The sequence below is a fragment of the Actinacidiphila paucisporea genome (genome assembly GCF_900142575.1).
Classification (GTDB): domain Bacteria; phylum Actinomycetota; class Actinomycetes; order Streptomycetales; family Streptomycetaceae; genus Actinacidiphila; species Actinacidiphila paucisporea.
The window spans coordinates 92509-106939 of record NZ_FRBI01000008.1 but is presented as its reverse complement, the minus strand read 5'-3'; the positions used below and the strand labels follow the sequence as shown (position 1 = coordinate 106939).

The 14431-nt window shown below is 73.0% G+C and carries 9 protein-coding genes and 1 pseudogene; 3 read left to right on the top strand and 7 right to left on the bottom strand.

Going from position 1 to position 14431, the window contains the following annotated elements; translation table 11 throughout:
• Nucleotides 1-95 precede the first annotated feature (95 nt).
• A complete protein-coding gene (locus BUE44_RS14770; protein ID WP_073498479.1) occupies nt 96-1031 on the top strand; it encodes an oxygenase MpaB family protein in 936 nt (311 codons plus the stop codon).
• Nucleotides 1032-1126: 95 nt separating this feature from the next.
• Here the strand turns inward: BUE44_RS14770 and BUE44_RS14765 are convergent, their stop codons facing one another.
• The 4 genes from BUE44_RS14765 to BUE44_RS14750 all read right to left on the bottom strand — a co-directional run bounded on the left by BUE44_RS14765 (nt 1127) and on the right by BUE44_RS14750 (nt 8532).
• Nucleotides 1127-2539, bottom strand: a complete 1413-nt coding sequence (locus BUE44_RS14765; RefSeq protein ID WP_079189740.1) for a dicarboxylate/amino acid:cation symporter — start codon at nt 2537-2539, stop codon at nt 1127-1129.
• 359 nt (nt 2540-2898) lie between these two features.
• Nucleotides 2899-5316 carry a glycosyl hydrolase family 95 catalytic domain-containing protein gene (locus BUE44_RS14760; RefSeq protein WP_073498477.1) on the bottom strand — a complete coding sequence of 806 codons (2418 nt, stop codon included), beginning with the start codon at nt 5314-5316 and terminating at the stop codon, nt 2899-2901.
• Nucleotides 5317-5430: 114 nt separating this feature from the next.
• Nucleotides 5431-7266, bottom strand: a complete 1836-nt coding sequence (locus BUE44_RS14755) for an alpha-galactosidase D (RefSeq protein ID WP_073498243.1) — start codon at nt 7264-7266, stop codon at nt 5431-5433.
• Nucleotides 7267-7350: 84 nt separating this feature from the next.
• Entirely contained in the window at nt 7351-8532 is a 1182-nt protein-coding gene (locus BUE44_RS14750) for an ROK family transcriptional regulator (protein WP_073498240.1), read from the bottom strand.
• A 433-nt stretch (nt 8533-8965) separates the two neighbouring features.
• Here BUE44_RS14750 and BUE44_RS14745 point away from each other — a divergent pair, with 433 nt between their 5' ends.
• Nucleotides 8966-9748 (top strand): alpha/beta fold hydrolase, encoded by a 783-nt coding sequence (locus BUE44_RS14745; RefSeq protein WP_073498238.1) that lies wholly within the window; start codon nt 8966-8968, stop codon nt 9746-9748.
• Between the two features lie 58 nt (nt 9749-9806).
• Here the strand turns inward: BUE44_RS14745 and BUE44_RS14740 are convergent, their stop codons facing one another.
• Nucleotides 9807-11597, bottom strand: coding sequence for a galactose oxidase early set domain-containing protein (locus BUE44_RS14740; protein WP_079189739.1), 1791 nt, complete (start codon nt 11595-11597; stop codon nt 9807-9809).
• Between the two features lie 262 nt (nt 11598-11859).
• On the opposite strand from BUE44_RS14740, the gene BUE44_RS14735 reads away from it, so the two are divergent.
• Complete coding sequence (locus tag BUE44_RS14735) at nt 11860-12273, top strand: hypothetical protein (RefSeq protein WP_073498234.1); 414 nt, start codon at nt 11860-11862, stop codon at nt 12271-12273.
• A gap of 57 nt (nt 12274-12330) precedes the next feature.
• Here BUE44_RS14735 and BUE44_RS14725 read toward each other — a convergent pair.
• Together BUE44_RS14725 and BUE44_RS14720 are read right to left on the bottom strand one after the other, a co-directional pair.
• A pseudogene (locus BUE44_RS14725) lies at nt 12331-13384 on the bottom strand (DUF692 domain-containing protein); the annotation flags it as partial.
• Nucleotides 13381-14283, bottom strand: coding sequence for a TIGR04222 domain-containing membrane protein (locus BUE44_RS14720; RefSeq protein ID WP_079189738.1), 903 nt, complete (start codon nt 14281-14283; stop codon nt 13381-13383). The gene BUE44_RS14720 and the pseudogene BUE44_RS14725, both read right to left, overlap by 4 nt.
• Between the last annotated feature and the right edge of the window lie 148 nt (nt 14284-14431).

Sequence of the window (14431 nt, the reverse complement as noted above, 5' to 3'; positions counted from 1 at the left end):
GCACCAGGGGGACCCGCGCGCGAGGGCGTACGCCCGCGGCGGCCCCGCGGGCGGGAGGCCGCACCGGTGCGGCCTCCCGCCGTAGAGTGGGAGCCGTGGTGGACTACCCGGAGATACCCGGCCTCGGCGCGATCAGGCGCCGGGTGGGGGCAGAGCTGTTCGCGCGGGTGGCGGGGCCGAACGGTCCGGCCAGCCGGGAGCGTATCCACGGCTCCGCCGGCGAGCGCTGGTTCGGGCCCGAGCGGCCGATACGGGCGGTGCACGGCGACGCCTCGATGTTCGTCGGGGGCCTGCGCGCGCTGCTGCTGCAGTCGCTGCACCCGCTGGCGATGGCGGCGGTCGCCGCCCACTCCGGCTACCGGGGCGACCCGTGGGGCCGTCTGCAGCGGACCAGCACCTTCCTCGCCGTGACGACCTTCGGGACCGCGCGGGACGCGGAGGAGGCGGTCGCGCACGTGCGGGACATCCACGCCCGGGTGTCGGGCACCACCCCGGACGGCGAGCCGTACCGGGCGTCGGACCCGCACCTGCTCGGCTGGGTGCACGCCGCCGAGGTCGACAGCTTCCTGCGGGCGCACCGGCGCTACGGCGCCCACCCGCTGGACGACGACGGATACGACGCGTACGTCGCCGACACCGCCCGGGTGGCCGGCGCGCTCGGAGTCGAGAACCCGCCCGGCGACCAGGCCGAACTGGCCGCGCAGCTCGACGCGTACCGCCCGGAGCTGCGCGCCACCCCGCAGGCCCGCGACGCCGCCCGCTTCCTGCTGCTCAGCCCTCCGCTGCCGTGGGCGGCCCGCCCGCCGTACGCGGTGCTGGCCGCCAACGCGGTCGCGCTGCTCCCGCTGTGGGCCCGGGTGCCGCTGGGGGTGCCCTACCTGCCGGTGCTGGAGGAGACCGGCGTGCGGCTGGCGGGCCGCGGGCTGACCCGCGCGATCCGCTGGGCGATGACGCCGCCGCCCGGCGCGGCGGCCGCGCCGGGCGGGCCGCAGGAGCGCCAGGGCCCTGCGGGCACGGCGAAGCCGTCCTGAGGAGCCCGCGGCCGAGGCGGACGACCGGGTGACGCGCGGCGGCCCCCGGCCTCCGTACGGGAGGACCGGGGGCCGCCGGGCAGCAGCAGGGGCCGTCAGACCCCGGCCAGCTCCCTGTCGCCGGCGGCGGCGTCCGCGTCGGCGGGCCGCTCGTCGTCGTCCTCCAGGTCACGCGGGTTGTTGAAGGCGTCCAGGTCGAGGATCTTCTCGCGGGAGGCGACCAGGACCGGCGTCACGATCTGGCCCGCGACGTTGGTCGCGGTCCGCATCATGTCCAGGATCGGGTCGATCGCCAGCAGCAGGCCGACGCCCTCCAGCGGCAGGCCGACCGTACTCAGGGTCAGCGTCAGCATCACGATGGCGCCGGTGAGGCCCGCGGTCGCGGCCGAGCCGATCACCGAGACGAAGGCGATCAGCAGGTAGTCGCCGATGCCCAGGTGCACGTGGTAGACCTCGGAGACGAAGATCGCCGCCAGTGCCGGGTAGACCGCGGCGCAGCCGTCCATCTTCGTGGTGGCGCCGAAGGGCACCGCGAAGGAGGTGTAGTCGCGCGGCACGCCCAGCCGCTCGGTGACCCGCTGGGTGACCGGCATGGTGCCCACCGAGGAGCGGGAGACGAAGGCGAGCTCGATGGCCGGCCAGGCGCCGCGGAAGAAGTTGAGCGGGTTGACCTTGCCGACCAGGGCGAGCAGCAGCGGGTAGACCACGAACATCACCAGCGCGCAGCCGACGTACACGTCGACGGTGAAGGTGCCCAGCGGCCTGAGCAGGTCCCAGCCGTAGGTGGCGACGGACTTGCCGATCAGGCCGAGGGTGCCCAGCGGGGCGAGCCGGATGACCCACCACAGGGCCTTCTGCACGACCTCGAGGACGACCTTCGAGAGGTCGATCAGCGGCTCGGCCTTCTCGCCCACGGACAGGCACGCGGCGCCGACCACCACGGCGAGGAAGACGATCTGCAGCACGTTGGGCTCGCTGAAGGCGTCCACGACGTTGGTGGGGATGATGCCGGTCAGGAAGTCGACCCAGCTGCCCTTGTGCAGCTCGTCGGGCAGCGCGGCGGCCTTGAGGTGGACGCCGTCGCCCGGCTTGGTGATCAGGCCGAGCAGCAGGCCGATGCTCACCGCGATCAGCGAGGTGATGCAGAACCACATCAGCGTGCGCAGCGCCAGCCGCGCGGCGTTGGTGACGTTGCGCAGGTTGACCACGCTGACCAGGACCGCGGTGAAGACCAGCGGCGGCACGGCCAGCTTGAGCAGCTGGACGAAGATGTTGCCGATCCGGGTGAGCGTCTCGGTGAGCCAGTTCACGTCGCCGTTCCGGGCGATCAGCCCGAGGACGACTCCGAGGACCAGACCGCCGAGGATCTGGGCCCAGAACGGGGTTCTCTTGAGCAAGGCAGGCAAGGGGGGACTCCTGGAAGAGAGCGGACACAGCCGGGCACCGCGAGCGGTGGGCCGGCGCGGTGCAGCTGGTGCCGCGCGCTCGACAGCGGTGAGGCAGGTCAGGAGCGGCAGGCGGACGACCGGGCCGGGTGGTGAGGCGTTGGCGCGGAGCGCCGGAAGACCGCCCGGGCCGTCAGGGACCGCCGTGGCGTGGTGCGCACGGCGGCGGGGGACGGACGTCAGGGGCGGCTACGCGTCAGGGCGTACAGAGGTCGCCGTTGCAGTGGCACAGGTCGACATGCCGACGCATCACGAGCGGGATTCCCCCGGCCGTGGGCGCGTCGAAGACACTGTGTGCACTGGACATGACCAAGACGATAATGCATTCATCACACACGGACAAGCCGCCTGACATCAACCGCTGCGCAGGTGGGCGCCACGTCGGGGCGGACGGAGCACGATCTCCCGCCCGCCCCGCGCGGTCATGACAAGTGACGCAGGGTGACGGACTCCCCCGGCTTGAGGTCCACGCGGCGGGACGTGCCGCCGGCGGCGAGGGTCGTCGTACGGCCGCCCACGCTGCGCAGCGTCGCCTGGGTCACCTTGCCGTCCCGCCACGCCAGGTCGGCGACGAAACCGCCGCGTACGCCCACGCCGGACACCGAGCCGGCGGCCGCCCAGGCGGCGGGCAGCGCCGGCAGCAGCTCGACGTGGCCAGGGCGGGAATAGACCAGCATCTCGACGATCGCCGACGGGGTGCCGAAATTCGCGTCGATCTGGAAGATGCCGCGGCCCTTGTCGACCTGGTAGATGTCGAAGAGGTTCATCGCGCTGCCGTTGCTGCCGTCCGCGGACGGCCTGAGGTTGGTGACGACGAGCCGGTACGCCTTCTCCGCGTCCTTCAGCCGCGCCCAGCACAGGCTCCGCCACGCGTTGGCCCAGCCGAAGCTGTTCATGCCGCGGGCGGTCAGCAGCGCCGTCGCGCCGGCCAGGATGTCCTTCGGGGTGGAGTCGTCGGGGCGGATCCTGTCCCCGGGGAAGAGGCCGAACAGCGGCGAGAGGTGGCGGTGCGTGGTCTCACCGAGGTTGTCCGGTGACATCCACTCCTCCAGCCAGCCGGTCGTCGGGCTGACCACCGGCAGGTAGAGGCGGTCCCGCAGCGCCTCGACGGCCGCGCCGTGGGCGGTGTCCCTGCCGAGGGCCTGCGTCGCGGTGCGGTAGTGGCCGAAGAGGTTCCACACCAGCTCCTGGGCGTAGGTGATGCCCTTGGCGTCCAGCGGCCCCTGCTCGGGCGACCAGTCGCTGTCGGCGATCAGGACCTCGCGCGCGGCGCCCGACGCGTCCGTGACGGTCGTGGTGATCAGCCGTGCCTCCCAGAATTCCACCGCGCCCTTGATCAGCGGGTAGACCTTCGCCAGGTAGTCGCGGTCCTGGGTGTATTCGTAGTGCTCGAAGAGGTTGTGGCACAGCCACGCGTTGCCGGCCGGGTGCCACCACCACCCTCCGCCGCCGTAGGGGTTGGTGGAGATCGCCACCGTCCAACCCGCGATCTTGCCGCTGGAGTTGCGGTAGCGGTTGGCCGGGCTGTTGAACAGCCGCCGGGTGGTGTCGGTCCAGCAGGGCAGCTGGGCCAGGCAGTAGTCGGCGAAGGCGTCGAAGCCGCCGGACAGGCCCGCCCTGTCGGCCATCCAGTAGTTCATCTGGATGTTGATGTCGGTGTGGTAGTCGCCCATCCAGTCAGGGTCGTTGCCGTCCAGCCACACGCCCTGCAGGCCCATCGGCAGGCTGCCGCGGGACCCGGAGATCATCAGGTAGCGCCCGTACTGGAGGTAGGCGGCCTCCAGTTCCGGGTCGGGGACGTCGTCGCGGTAGCGCGCCTGCACCCGCTGCCAGGTGTCGAGTGCGCGCTGCGCCGGCGAGGACTGGCCGAGGCTGATGTCGAACTGCCCGAAGACGGCGAGGAAGTCGGCGACGTGGGTGTGCAGCAGCGCGGTCGCGGAGTGCCGGGCCGCGTCGCGCACCTTCGTCCCGGCCAGGGCTTCGGGGTCCACGGACGGGTCGCGGAAGCCGGCGGCCGCGTCGGGCGCGTAGTCGGTGCCGCCGCTGAGGACGACGGTGAGGTCCTGGCACCCGGTGAAGGACAGCGTCGTGCCGTGCACGGCGACCTTGCCGCTACTGCTGGTGGCGGTGACGGCCGCGCCGTACTTCAGGCCGTTGCCGAGGGCCGCGCCGAAGGAGGCCAGGCGGGCGGCGCCGTCCGCGGTGGTGGTCTCGCCGTGGGTGCCGGCCAGCGACACGGTGCCGGTGTAACTGCCGCCGCCGCGCTGGGAGAAGTGCAGCACCACGGCGTCGTCGGGGCGGCTGGCGAATATCTGCCGCTGGTAGCGGGCGCCGCCGATCTCGTAGGTCGTGGTGACCACGCCCTGGGCCATGTCGAGGACCCGCCGGTAGTTGTTCACCGCGCCCAGGTCGTGGTCGGGGACGGCGACGGTGAGCTGGGCCAGCAGGGTGAGGGAGCCGAAGTCGTCGCGGCCGTACGGGAACTGGCCGTCGTCCTGGAGCGTGTCGTTGAGGCCGCCGGTCCACAAGGTGGCGTCGGTGACCACGAGCAGTTCGGCGGCCGGGTCGTTGCCGGTGAGCGCGCCGAGCCGCCCGTTGCCGACGGGCAGGCCCTGGCCGATCATCGAGCCGGCCGCTCCCGGTGCCTGCCACCACAACTGGTTCCGCGCGGCGTCGGCCGCGGGCAGCAGCGGCGACACGGTCGGTCGCAGCGGGGCGGCCGACGCGGTGAACGCCGGTAGGCCGCCGAGGGCCGCGGTGGCGCCGGTGGCGGCGGCGAGGGCCAGGAAGCCCCGGCGGCTGGGGCGTTCGGCGGGCGTTGCGCTGGGGTGGATGTCCACGTGCTGCACTCCAGGGTGAGGGAACGGCGGGAGCGGTCCTGCGGTGTCATGGCGGGTCGCGGGGTCCGGGGCCCGGGGCCCGGTGGTCGCACCGGGCCCCGGCTCCCGGGGCAGTCAGAGGGTCTGCGGTACGTCGATCCGGTCGATGTCGGGCGCGTATCCGTCGGCGCCGCTGTCGAAGGTGATCGTGTTGGCGCCCGCCTTCAGGGCGAGTTGGACGCTGACGTCCTGGGGCGTGCTCCAGTCACCGGTGGAGGGGAAGGGCAGGCTGGTGCCGTTGCCGCTGTTGGACGAGACGGTCACCGCACGCGGATCGCCGCTGACGTAGCGGACCTTGACGGTGTAGATGCCGGCCTTCTTCACGGTGACGTTGTTGAAGCGGAGCGTCCCGCCGCCGTAGAGGTTGCCGACCTTCGCGCCCCCGGAGCACGCGTCGCAGGCGGCGGTGGAGGCGTTGCCGCCCAGGGTGTTGGCCGCGGACTCGGCCTCGTATCCGGTGGTCGCCAGCGGGCGGCCGGCGGGCTTGACGGTGAACAGCCGGGAGCCGTGCGCGGGAAGTGCCTCGGTGATCCGGTCCTTGTACGTGCCGAGATCCTGCTTGTTCCACAGGTCGCGCACCGAGGCGCCGCCGGTGAAGCCGAGGGCCGCCCAGTCCGCGGTGACCGACGCCGGTGCCCCGGCGAGGTTGAACAGGGCCACGGTGGAGCTGCCGTCGGCATTCCTGGTCGCCCAGACCTGCTGGTCGCCGACCGGGGTGACCGGGCGTGCGACGGGCGAGGTGTTCTGGTCGACGGCGATGACCTCCCTGTCGGTCAGCAGGGAGACGCCGTAGTCGTCCAGCGCCGTGAGGTCGTCGCCGGTGAACAGCGGGGACTTCTCGATGGCCCACAGCGTCATGTAGCTCTGCCGCTCGGCCTTGGTCAGACCGTCCATCGCGCCGTTGCCGACGTCCACCGCGTCGAGGTCGTTCCAGCCGCCGGGGCCCGCCTTGCCGCTCCACGCGGGGGCGTCGTTCCAGCGGTCGTTGACCGAGTTCTCCCAGGTGACAAGGGTGTTGCAGTAGCACTCGACGTCGGTGTCGATGCGCCAGCCGTCGGAGTAGCGCCGCCAGTCGGCGGCGTGGCCGATGTCCAGCGACCAGGACACCTCGAGGTGGAGGGGGCGCCCGGTCGCGGCGATCGCCCGCTGCCAGGCGGCGACGTCGGCGACGTTGTCGTAGTTGCTTCCGGACTTGCCGGAACCGGGGCCGACGCCGTCGAGCTTGAGGAAGTCGTAGCCCCACCCGGCGAGCGCCTGCGCCTGCGAGTCGATGTAGCCCTGCGCGCAGGGATTGTCGAAGTCCAGCTTGTAGGCGCTGTCCCAGCCGTTGGTGGTGCGCAGGTCCGGGTAGACCGCGTCGGCGGTGGTGCAGCCGGGGGCGCCGAGTATCGGCACCTTGCCGTCGCCGTAGGCGCCCTTCTCCAGGCCGACGGGCAGGTAGATGCCGGCCTTGAGGCCCTTGGCATGGATGTGGTCGGCGACCGGCTTCATGCCGTGGGGGAAGCGGACCGGGTCGGGCCGCTGCCGGCCGTACTGGTCGTAGCCGGGCGTCCAGGCCTGGTCCATCCACCAGCCGGCGTCGATGTTGACGTAGGTGTAGCCGTACTGCTTCAGCTTCGAGGCGAGGGCGTCCGTCTGCTTCAGGACGTTCGCCTCGGTGAGGTAGCTGTAGCTGCCGTTCGGGTTGAGCCCCGGGTACTGCGAGGACTGCATGCTCCAGCTGGACCAGCCCATGTACGGCGTCGCGGCGGTGCTGCCGTCGGTCGACGCGGGGGCGGGGGTGGCCGCGCCGGCTCCACCGGCCGCGGGGACACCGGTGGCCAGACCGGCCGTGACCGCGAGCACCAGCAGGGCTCTGACGGAGCGGCGCAGGGCGCCGGCGCGCGGGGCCGGGTACGGGGATGACCACATGAGGGTCGGACCTCCTGTTGTGGGAGACGGGGGAAGGCGTGCCGGAACCGGTGGTGCGTTCCGGGGGCTGTAGGCCTGGGGGCCTCAGTCCTGGTAGGTGTGGGGTCCGATGAAGGACTGGATCGCGGTGGCCGCGGCGCCCCTGGCCCACTCTTCGAAGGGCAGTGGACGGGTCATCAGGTCGCAGCGGGCGGCGGTGCCGAAGGCGGAGCGGACGAAGGCGGTGCGGATGTCCTCGGCGAAGAGGTCGTAGGCGGCCAAGCCCTCGCCGGAGATGATCACCCGCTCCGGGCCGAGGACGTTGACCACCGAGCCGATGGCGCGGCCGATCGCCTCGCCGGCCCGCGCGTAGACCTCCCGGGCCGACGGGTCGCCACCGCGGGCCAGTTCGAGCGCCTCGGCCACCGAGGCCAGCGGTCTGCCGGTGGCGGCGCGGACTTCGCGCAGGATCGCCGGGTCCGACGCGATGCCCTCGACGCACCCCTGGTTGCCGCAGTGGCAGCGTGGCCCGAGCGGGTCGATGGACAGGTGCCCGATCTCGCCGGCGACACCGTGCGCCCCCGAGACCACCCGCCCGTGCACCACCAGGCCGCAGCCGATGCCGGCGCCCACCGTCACCAGGGCGAAGTCGGAGAGCCCCACTCCGGCCCCGAACCACTGCTCGGCCACGGTGAGCGCCCGCACGTCGTTGTCGACGGTGACCGGCAGCCCGGTCGCGGTGCCCGCGACGTCGGCGAGCGGCACGTCCCGCCAGTCCAGGAAGGGCGAGTACCTGACCACACCGTCCAGCCGGTCCACGTCGCCCGACACGGCGATCCCCAGACCGCACACCCGGACGCCGAAACCGTCGGCCTCGACGAGCAGTTCCTGCACCATGGCGATCAGGGCCGGCAGCACCACCGCGGGCTCCCGCCCGGTGAGCGGCATGTGCCGAGCGACCCGGATACGGCAGCACAGGTCGGTCAGCACGCCGATGATCTCGTCGCCGGTCACCTTGACACCGATGAAGAGCGCCCGCCCGCCGTCGACCCGCACCAGGTTGGCCGGCCGACCGATGGCGGGCCGGGCGCCCTCGTCCAGGTCCTCCACCAGGTAGCCGCCCTCCATCAGCGGCCGCACCGCCTTGGTGACCGCGGCCGGCGACAGACTGGTCCGCCGCGCGACCTCGGCCCGGGTGAGCGGGCCGTGCGACAGCACGGTCGTGAAGACCAGGGATGCGGCGGGCGTCGTCGCCGGAACCGTCTCGTGCAGGGGCGCTGGGCACATGGCCGGAAACGTAGGGGTGTTCTTTTCCGCTGTCAATGAAAAAAGCGGAACTTCACAGAACGGCGCGATGAGTGCCCATGAACCTATGAAAGCCGTGGCGTCTCACCCCTCTTGACAGAGAATCGCAGGTGGGGAGGGGACTTTCTCGCGACCGGGGCCGGCGGAGGCGTGTCCGCCGGGCGGGGCCTGCCGAGCGGGGCCTGCCGAGCGGGCGGCGGGTGCCGCGGCCGGGAAAGGAGCGGCGGGGCGAAAAACGGGTTGGCGGTGCGGCGCCTCGTTGGTAACGTCCGGGCACCGTGACACCGCGCGAGGAGGTGAGACCCGTGATCGCTGTATGTGAGTGGGTGCTCCCCCTTTCCTTCACGGCCGGGCGGCTGACGTAGCCGCCGCCGGGAGCGCCTCGACAACCCAGGCACTCCCGCAGGGCAACACCATGAACACACTTGATTTCAGCGCCGCGACGTCGTCGGACGGCGTACTCGAACGCGACTTCACCATCGGTGGGGTACCCGGCGTCCTCTGGTCGCCGGCCCGGGACGCGGGCGGCGGTTCCGAGCGCGCGCCGCTGGTCCTGATGGGCCACGGCGGCGGCACGCACAAGAAGGCGCCCGCGATGGCGGGCCGGGCGGCGCGGATCGTGGCCGACTGCGGTTTCCACGTCGCCGTCATCGACGCGCCGGGCCACGGCGACCGGCCGCGTACCGCGTACGACGAGCAGGAGATCGCCCTCATGCAGCAGGCCATGGCGACGGGCGAGGCGGTCGGCCCGATCGTCGTGCGCTACAACGCCCACCTCGCGGAGCGTGCGGTGCCCGAGTGGCGGGCGACGCTGGACGCGCTGCAGGAGCTGCCGGAGATCGGCAGCGACGGGCCGGTCGGCTACTTCGGCCTGAATATGGGCACCGCGATCGGGGTGCCGCTGGTGGCGGCCGACTCCAGGATCGGCGCCGCGGTCTTCGGCATCTTCTGGCACGACCCGCTGGCCGAGACGGCCAAGCGGATCGGCGTCCCGATCGAGTTCGTGCTCCAGTGGGACGACGAGCACATCCCGCGCGCCTCGGGTCTCGCGCTGTTCGACGCCTTCGCGTCGCGGGACAAGACGCTGCACGCCAACGCGGGCGCGCACAAGCAGGTGCCGAGGTTCGAGGTGGACAGCGCGGTCCGCTTCTTCGCCCGCCACCTCGGCGGAACCCGCCGTCTGGGCGGCGGGAGCTGACGGTCCCCACCGCGGGTCCGGTGCGGCCGCGGCCGCACCGGACCCGCGATGGACGGGGTCAGGGGGCCAGCCGGACCCACTTGGCGACGCTGGGGACGCCCTTGTCGTCGAGCAGGAAGAGCATGTAGTAGCCGGGAGGCGCCGCGTTCGCGGACGGCGGGGTCTTCAGCGTGAGCTGGTTGCCGGAGCGGCCGGTGATCTGGAGGTCGAGGTGCCGCTGGCTGGTGTCGACCGCGTGGGTGGAGGTGATCGGCGCCAGCAGCACCGCGCGGGAGACCTGCCCCGGCGTGGTGGTGCCGACCGTCAAGGCGGCGTCGTAGCCGACCGCCCCGGCGGGCACCTTGCTGAGCACCGGGCGCGCGCCCTGGTGCAGATACGCGGGCTCGTAGATCTCGATGGTGCCGTTCAGGCCGGACTTGATGTCCGGGTTGTTGGCGATCTGCTGGAGCTCGTCGCCGGTGACCATGATGCGGCCGTCGGGGAGGATGACCGCGTTGGAGTGGTAGCCGCGCGGCAGGCGCTGCTCGGGCCCGAGCCGCCAGGTGCCGTCGGCGCCGCGCGTCTCGGTCTGGCGGTATTTGAGGTCGGCGTTGGGATTGAGGTCGCCGTTCCCGTAGTTGCGGATGTCGTACGAGCCGTTGACCGTGAAGAGCGTGCCGTCCGGCAGGATGAGCGTGTCGTCCTGGGTGCGGCCGAAGGCGCGCGGGGTGTCCTTGTGCCAGGCGCCGCCGGAGAAGCGGTAGGTGTTCGGGTCGTTGCGGTTGCCGCCGAGGATCAGGACCGAGTCGGGGCCCTGCGTGCCGTTGGGCAGCGCGACGGCGGAACCGTAGTTGCGCAGGCCGCCGTCGGGGCGGTCGGGCAGTTGCGTACGGGTCTGGTCGGCCGGGTCGAAGCGCCACTCCTGGTCCGCGTCACGGCCGAAGCCGTAGATCTTCCCGTCGTTGAGCGAGAACAGGTGCGGGTAGTCCATGCGGTAGGGCGCTTCGGACTTCCAGACACCGGAGGCGACGCCGTCGGGCGCCTTGCGCGGGTTGAGCGGTACGGCGCCGGGCCGTGCCGGGAATTCCTCGATGACCGGAGTGGGGGTGCCCCAGCCCAGCTCGGACTGGCCGGACATGATGACCTGGCGGCCCTCGGCGTCGGTGACCACGGTCGGGTACCAGCGGCCGACCGACAGGTCCTGCTGCTGGTGCCAGGTCTCGGTCCACGGGTCGAAGACCAGCGCGAGCTTGGCTCCGGTGCCGCCGTTGCCGCCCAGGTTGCCGCCGAAGACGCCGACCATGCCGTTGGGCAGGTAGGAGTGGCCGGCGCAGAAGAACGGCGCCGGGCGCGGCTGGTTGGTGCCGTCGGGCATGTCGACGATCGGCGGCGGCACGGCCTTGAAGGCGGCCGGCCCCTCCCCCGCGGCCGGGTCCCAGACATAGGCGGTGCCCGCGTTGCGGCTGCCGATGACGTCGGTGGGCGCGGGCTCCTTCTGCGGGTTGTCCTCGACGCTCTCGAAGGAGAACAGCAGCACCTTGCCGGTCGGCAGCATGGCCACGTGCGCGGCGAAGTCCGGGCTGGAGAAGTAGTCGGCGAACTTCCCGAACTGCGCCGGGTCGAACTTCGCGTTGTCCTTGGCCTGCGTCTCGGTGAGCATCTTCAGGCGCAGGGTGCGGGTGGTCTGCGGGTACTCGGTCTGGACGGCGCGCACGTCGCGGTCCCCGGTGCCGGGGTCGGACGCGGCCGAGGCCGCGGTCAGCGGCGCGGTCAGGGCGGCGGTCGTGCCCAGGGCGAGCACGGCGCCCCAGGTCGCCCGCACTGCCGGCCGCCTGGTGCGCGGACTCGTACCTGATCTGGTGGGTGACATCGGACTCCTCAGCCCGGCCGCGCGGGCGGACGGGGCAGACGGCGCGCGGCATCCAGCGGCCGCAGAGCCGTACAACTGATGACGGACAGCGACATTTGATCACGCTGCGTTCATCGACACCGGTGGACACAGCATCGATTGCCGCACGGTCACTCGATAGAAGTCACTGAGAGTGTCCGACCGTGGTTCCGGTCGACGGCGTGCTGCAATGACCGAAACCGCTTCGGCGGAAGTGCGAGGACAGCTGGAAGGAGCGCGTTCAGTGATCAGCAGGACCCTCAAGCGCGCCGCCGCGGCCGCGGGCACCTCGGTGCTCGTCGTCATGGCCGGTGGTGGAGCAACAGCCGGGGCACAGACCACCGTTCAGCCGCAGGCGGTGCAAGGCAGTGTGATCAGGGGCGGCGCCGACGGCACCCCGCGGACCTTGATGTGCCCGCCGGAGGAGAACGTCCTCAGCGGCGGGTTCGCCCTCTCGGCGCCCCAGGGGCGGGCGCTGGGCCGCGGTCCCGCGGACCTGCTGGAGAGCCGGCCGACCCCGGACGCCACCGGCTGGGTCATCACCGTCCGCAAGGACCTCGCGCCGGCGGATCGCGGCCGCCCCGGGACGCTCGGGGCCCCGGCCGACCTCACGCTGTTCGTCGTCTGCACCCAGGGCGAGAACACCCCGGGCGGCTGACGTCCGGCCGCCCCCGCGGTCCCGTCCGCGCCCTCACGCGGGGGCGTCGCACGGCCCGTCGCCCCTGGCGGGCCCTTTCGGCGGCCGGCCGCCGCGCGGGGCGAACAGGCGGAGGCGGCGGGGCGCCGGGGCGGAGACGGCGGCGTGGGCGTGGGCGTGCTTGGCGCGCAGGGCCCGCGCCTGGACCCGGACGCGTTCGGCGTCGAAGCCGGGCGGCGGTTCCGCGCCGCCGACGAGCGCGGCGAGCAGCCGCTCCTGCGCCGCGCCGAGCGCGGCCCGCTCAGCCGCGGACATGCCCGCCCCTGGCCACGGCGCCGCGTATGGCGGCGAGTTCGGCGGCGAGTTCGCTGTCGGCCGGGTAGTCGCCGTCCCGCTCCAGCAGGACGCCGGGCAGCCGGGTCCTGGCGGCCAGGTCGGCGAGCAGGTCGAGTACCGGCCCGCCGACCGGATGGGTGTGCGTGTCGTGCCAGACGCCGTCGCGCTCGACCCCGCCCGCCACATGGACGTAGGCCAGCCGCTCCAGCGGGAGTTCGTCCAGTACCCGGTGCGGGTCGGTGCCGAGGTTGATGTGGGCGGTGTGCAGGTTGGCGACGTCGACCAGCAGCAACGCACCTGTGCGGTCGGCCAGTTCGGCGAGGAACTGCCCCTCGGTCAGCTCGTCGTCGGGCCAGGCCAGCAGCGGGGCGATGTTCTCCAGCGCCAGCGGGACGGGCAGCTGGTCCTGGGCGATCCTGATGTTCTCGGTGAGTACGGTGAGCACGTCCCTGGTCCTGGGCACCGGTAGCAGGTGCCCGGCATTCCACGCGCCGGCCCGGGTGAAGGCGACGTGCTCGCTGACCAGCGGCGACGTCAGCGCCTCCGCGCACGCGGCGAGATGGGCCAGCCGCCGCGGGTCGGGGCGCTCCGCGCCGCCGAGCGACAGCGAGACCCCGTGCGGGATCACCGTCGTGCCGCGGTCCCGCAGCAGCCGCAGCGAGGTGAACAGCCGTCTCGGGGCGAGCCCTTCGGCGATGGCCTCGACGAAGTCGACACCGGGAAGCCGCTCGACGGTGAGGTCGATCCGCGGCCGCCAGCCGATGCCATAACCGAGAGCGGGAGGCGCGACCGTCATCCGCCGCACCCGCCACCGCATCCGCCCCCGCACCCACCACCGCCGCCGCAGCTCCCTCCACTGCCGGAGTCGCCGGAGCCCGAGGTCCCGGACATCCCGCCGTAGAGCGCGTGCCGAAGGGCCGGATCGGCGATGCCCTCGGCGCCCAGCACCGCCACCCCCAGCACCGCCGCGGGGACGAACAGGTCGCCGCCGGCGGCGGATGCGTATCCGCCCGCACCCGGGGAGTCGAGGACCCGCGGGGCGGGCGCGGCGCCCTGCCGACCCCGCTCCAGCAGCCTGTCCCCCGCCAGGGTGCGGCGCGGGGCTTTCGCGGCGGTGGCCACCAAAATGACGCCGCTGACCAGCAGGGCCACGACCAGCAGGCCGACCGGGCGGCCCAGGTGGACGCCGTTGACGAGTCTGGCCACGCCCACGCAGAAGACCGCGAGCAGCGGCAGGGCGGTGGCCACCGACGCCCTCCTGTCGGCCGGTCCGAAGAGCAGGCCGGCGTCGACGGCGTCCTGGGCGGTCCGCCGGACCGGCTCGCTGCCGGCGCTGCGGGCGCGGACGGTCGACAGGTCGACACCCTTGGCGCCGCCGAAGCAGGACAAGACGGCCTGCTGCACCGGTTCGTCCGCGGTCGGTGTGCCGCAGGCGGTGATCCGGTGGTCCCTGCTGACGCGGAGCCGGCCGTCCTCGAGGAGTGCCTGCACCGCCGTGTCCACGACCCGCGAGGTGCCGCCGCCGACGACGGCGAGCGTGTAGACGCCGGCCGGACCTGTCCCGGCGGTCGGGTCGGTGTCGTGCCGCTTGCGGAATCCCGCTCGCAGCAGTGCCGTCGCGACCCCGGCGGCAGCGAAGGCCGCCGCGTAGGCGACCAGGAAGTCCGGCCCGCTCATTCCCCATGGCTGACTCATGTCACCACCCCCGCACGCAGAGACGTCCCGGGCGCTCGCAGCGGTTCCCCGCGGGTGCGCCGGCTTGTCGGCGACTCCCGCAGCACGGGCGGCGGTTCGCTCCGGTCCGGGCCGACGCGTACGTCAGGGACCGGCCGGCCGCATCGGG

What these genes read in the sequence shown, in the direction of transcription:
- BUE44_RS14755 (WP_073498243.1), bottom strand. Translation starts at nt 7,266, where the DNA reads ATGTGGTCATCCCCGTACCCGGCCCCGCGCGCCGGCGCCCTGCGCCGC.
- BUE44_RS14750 (WP_073498240.1), bottom strand. Translation starts at nt 8,532, where the DNA reads ATGTGCCCAGCGCCCCTGCACGAGACGGTTCCGGCGACGACGCCCGCC.
- BUE44_RS14745 (WP_073498238.1), top strand. Translation starts at nt 8,966, where the DNA reads ATGAACACACTTGATTTCAGCGCCGCGACGTCGTCGGACGGCGTACTC.
- BUE44_RS14720 (WP_079189738.1), bottom strand. Translation starts at nt 14,283, where the DNA reads ATGAGTCAGCCATGGGGAATGAGCGGGCCGGACTTCCTGGTCGCCTAC.
- BUE44_RS14740 (WP_079189739.1), bottom strand. Translation starts at nt 11,597, where the DNA reads ATGTCACCCACCAGATCAGGTACGAGTCCGCGCACCAGGCGGCCGGCA.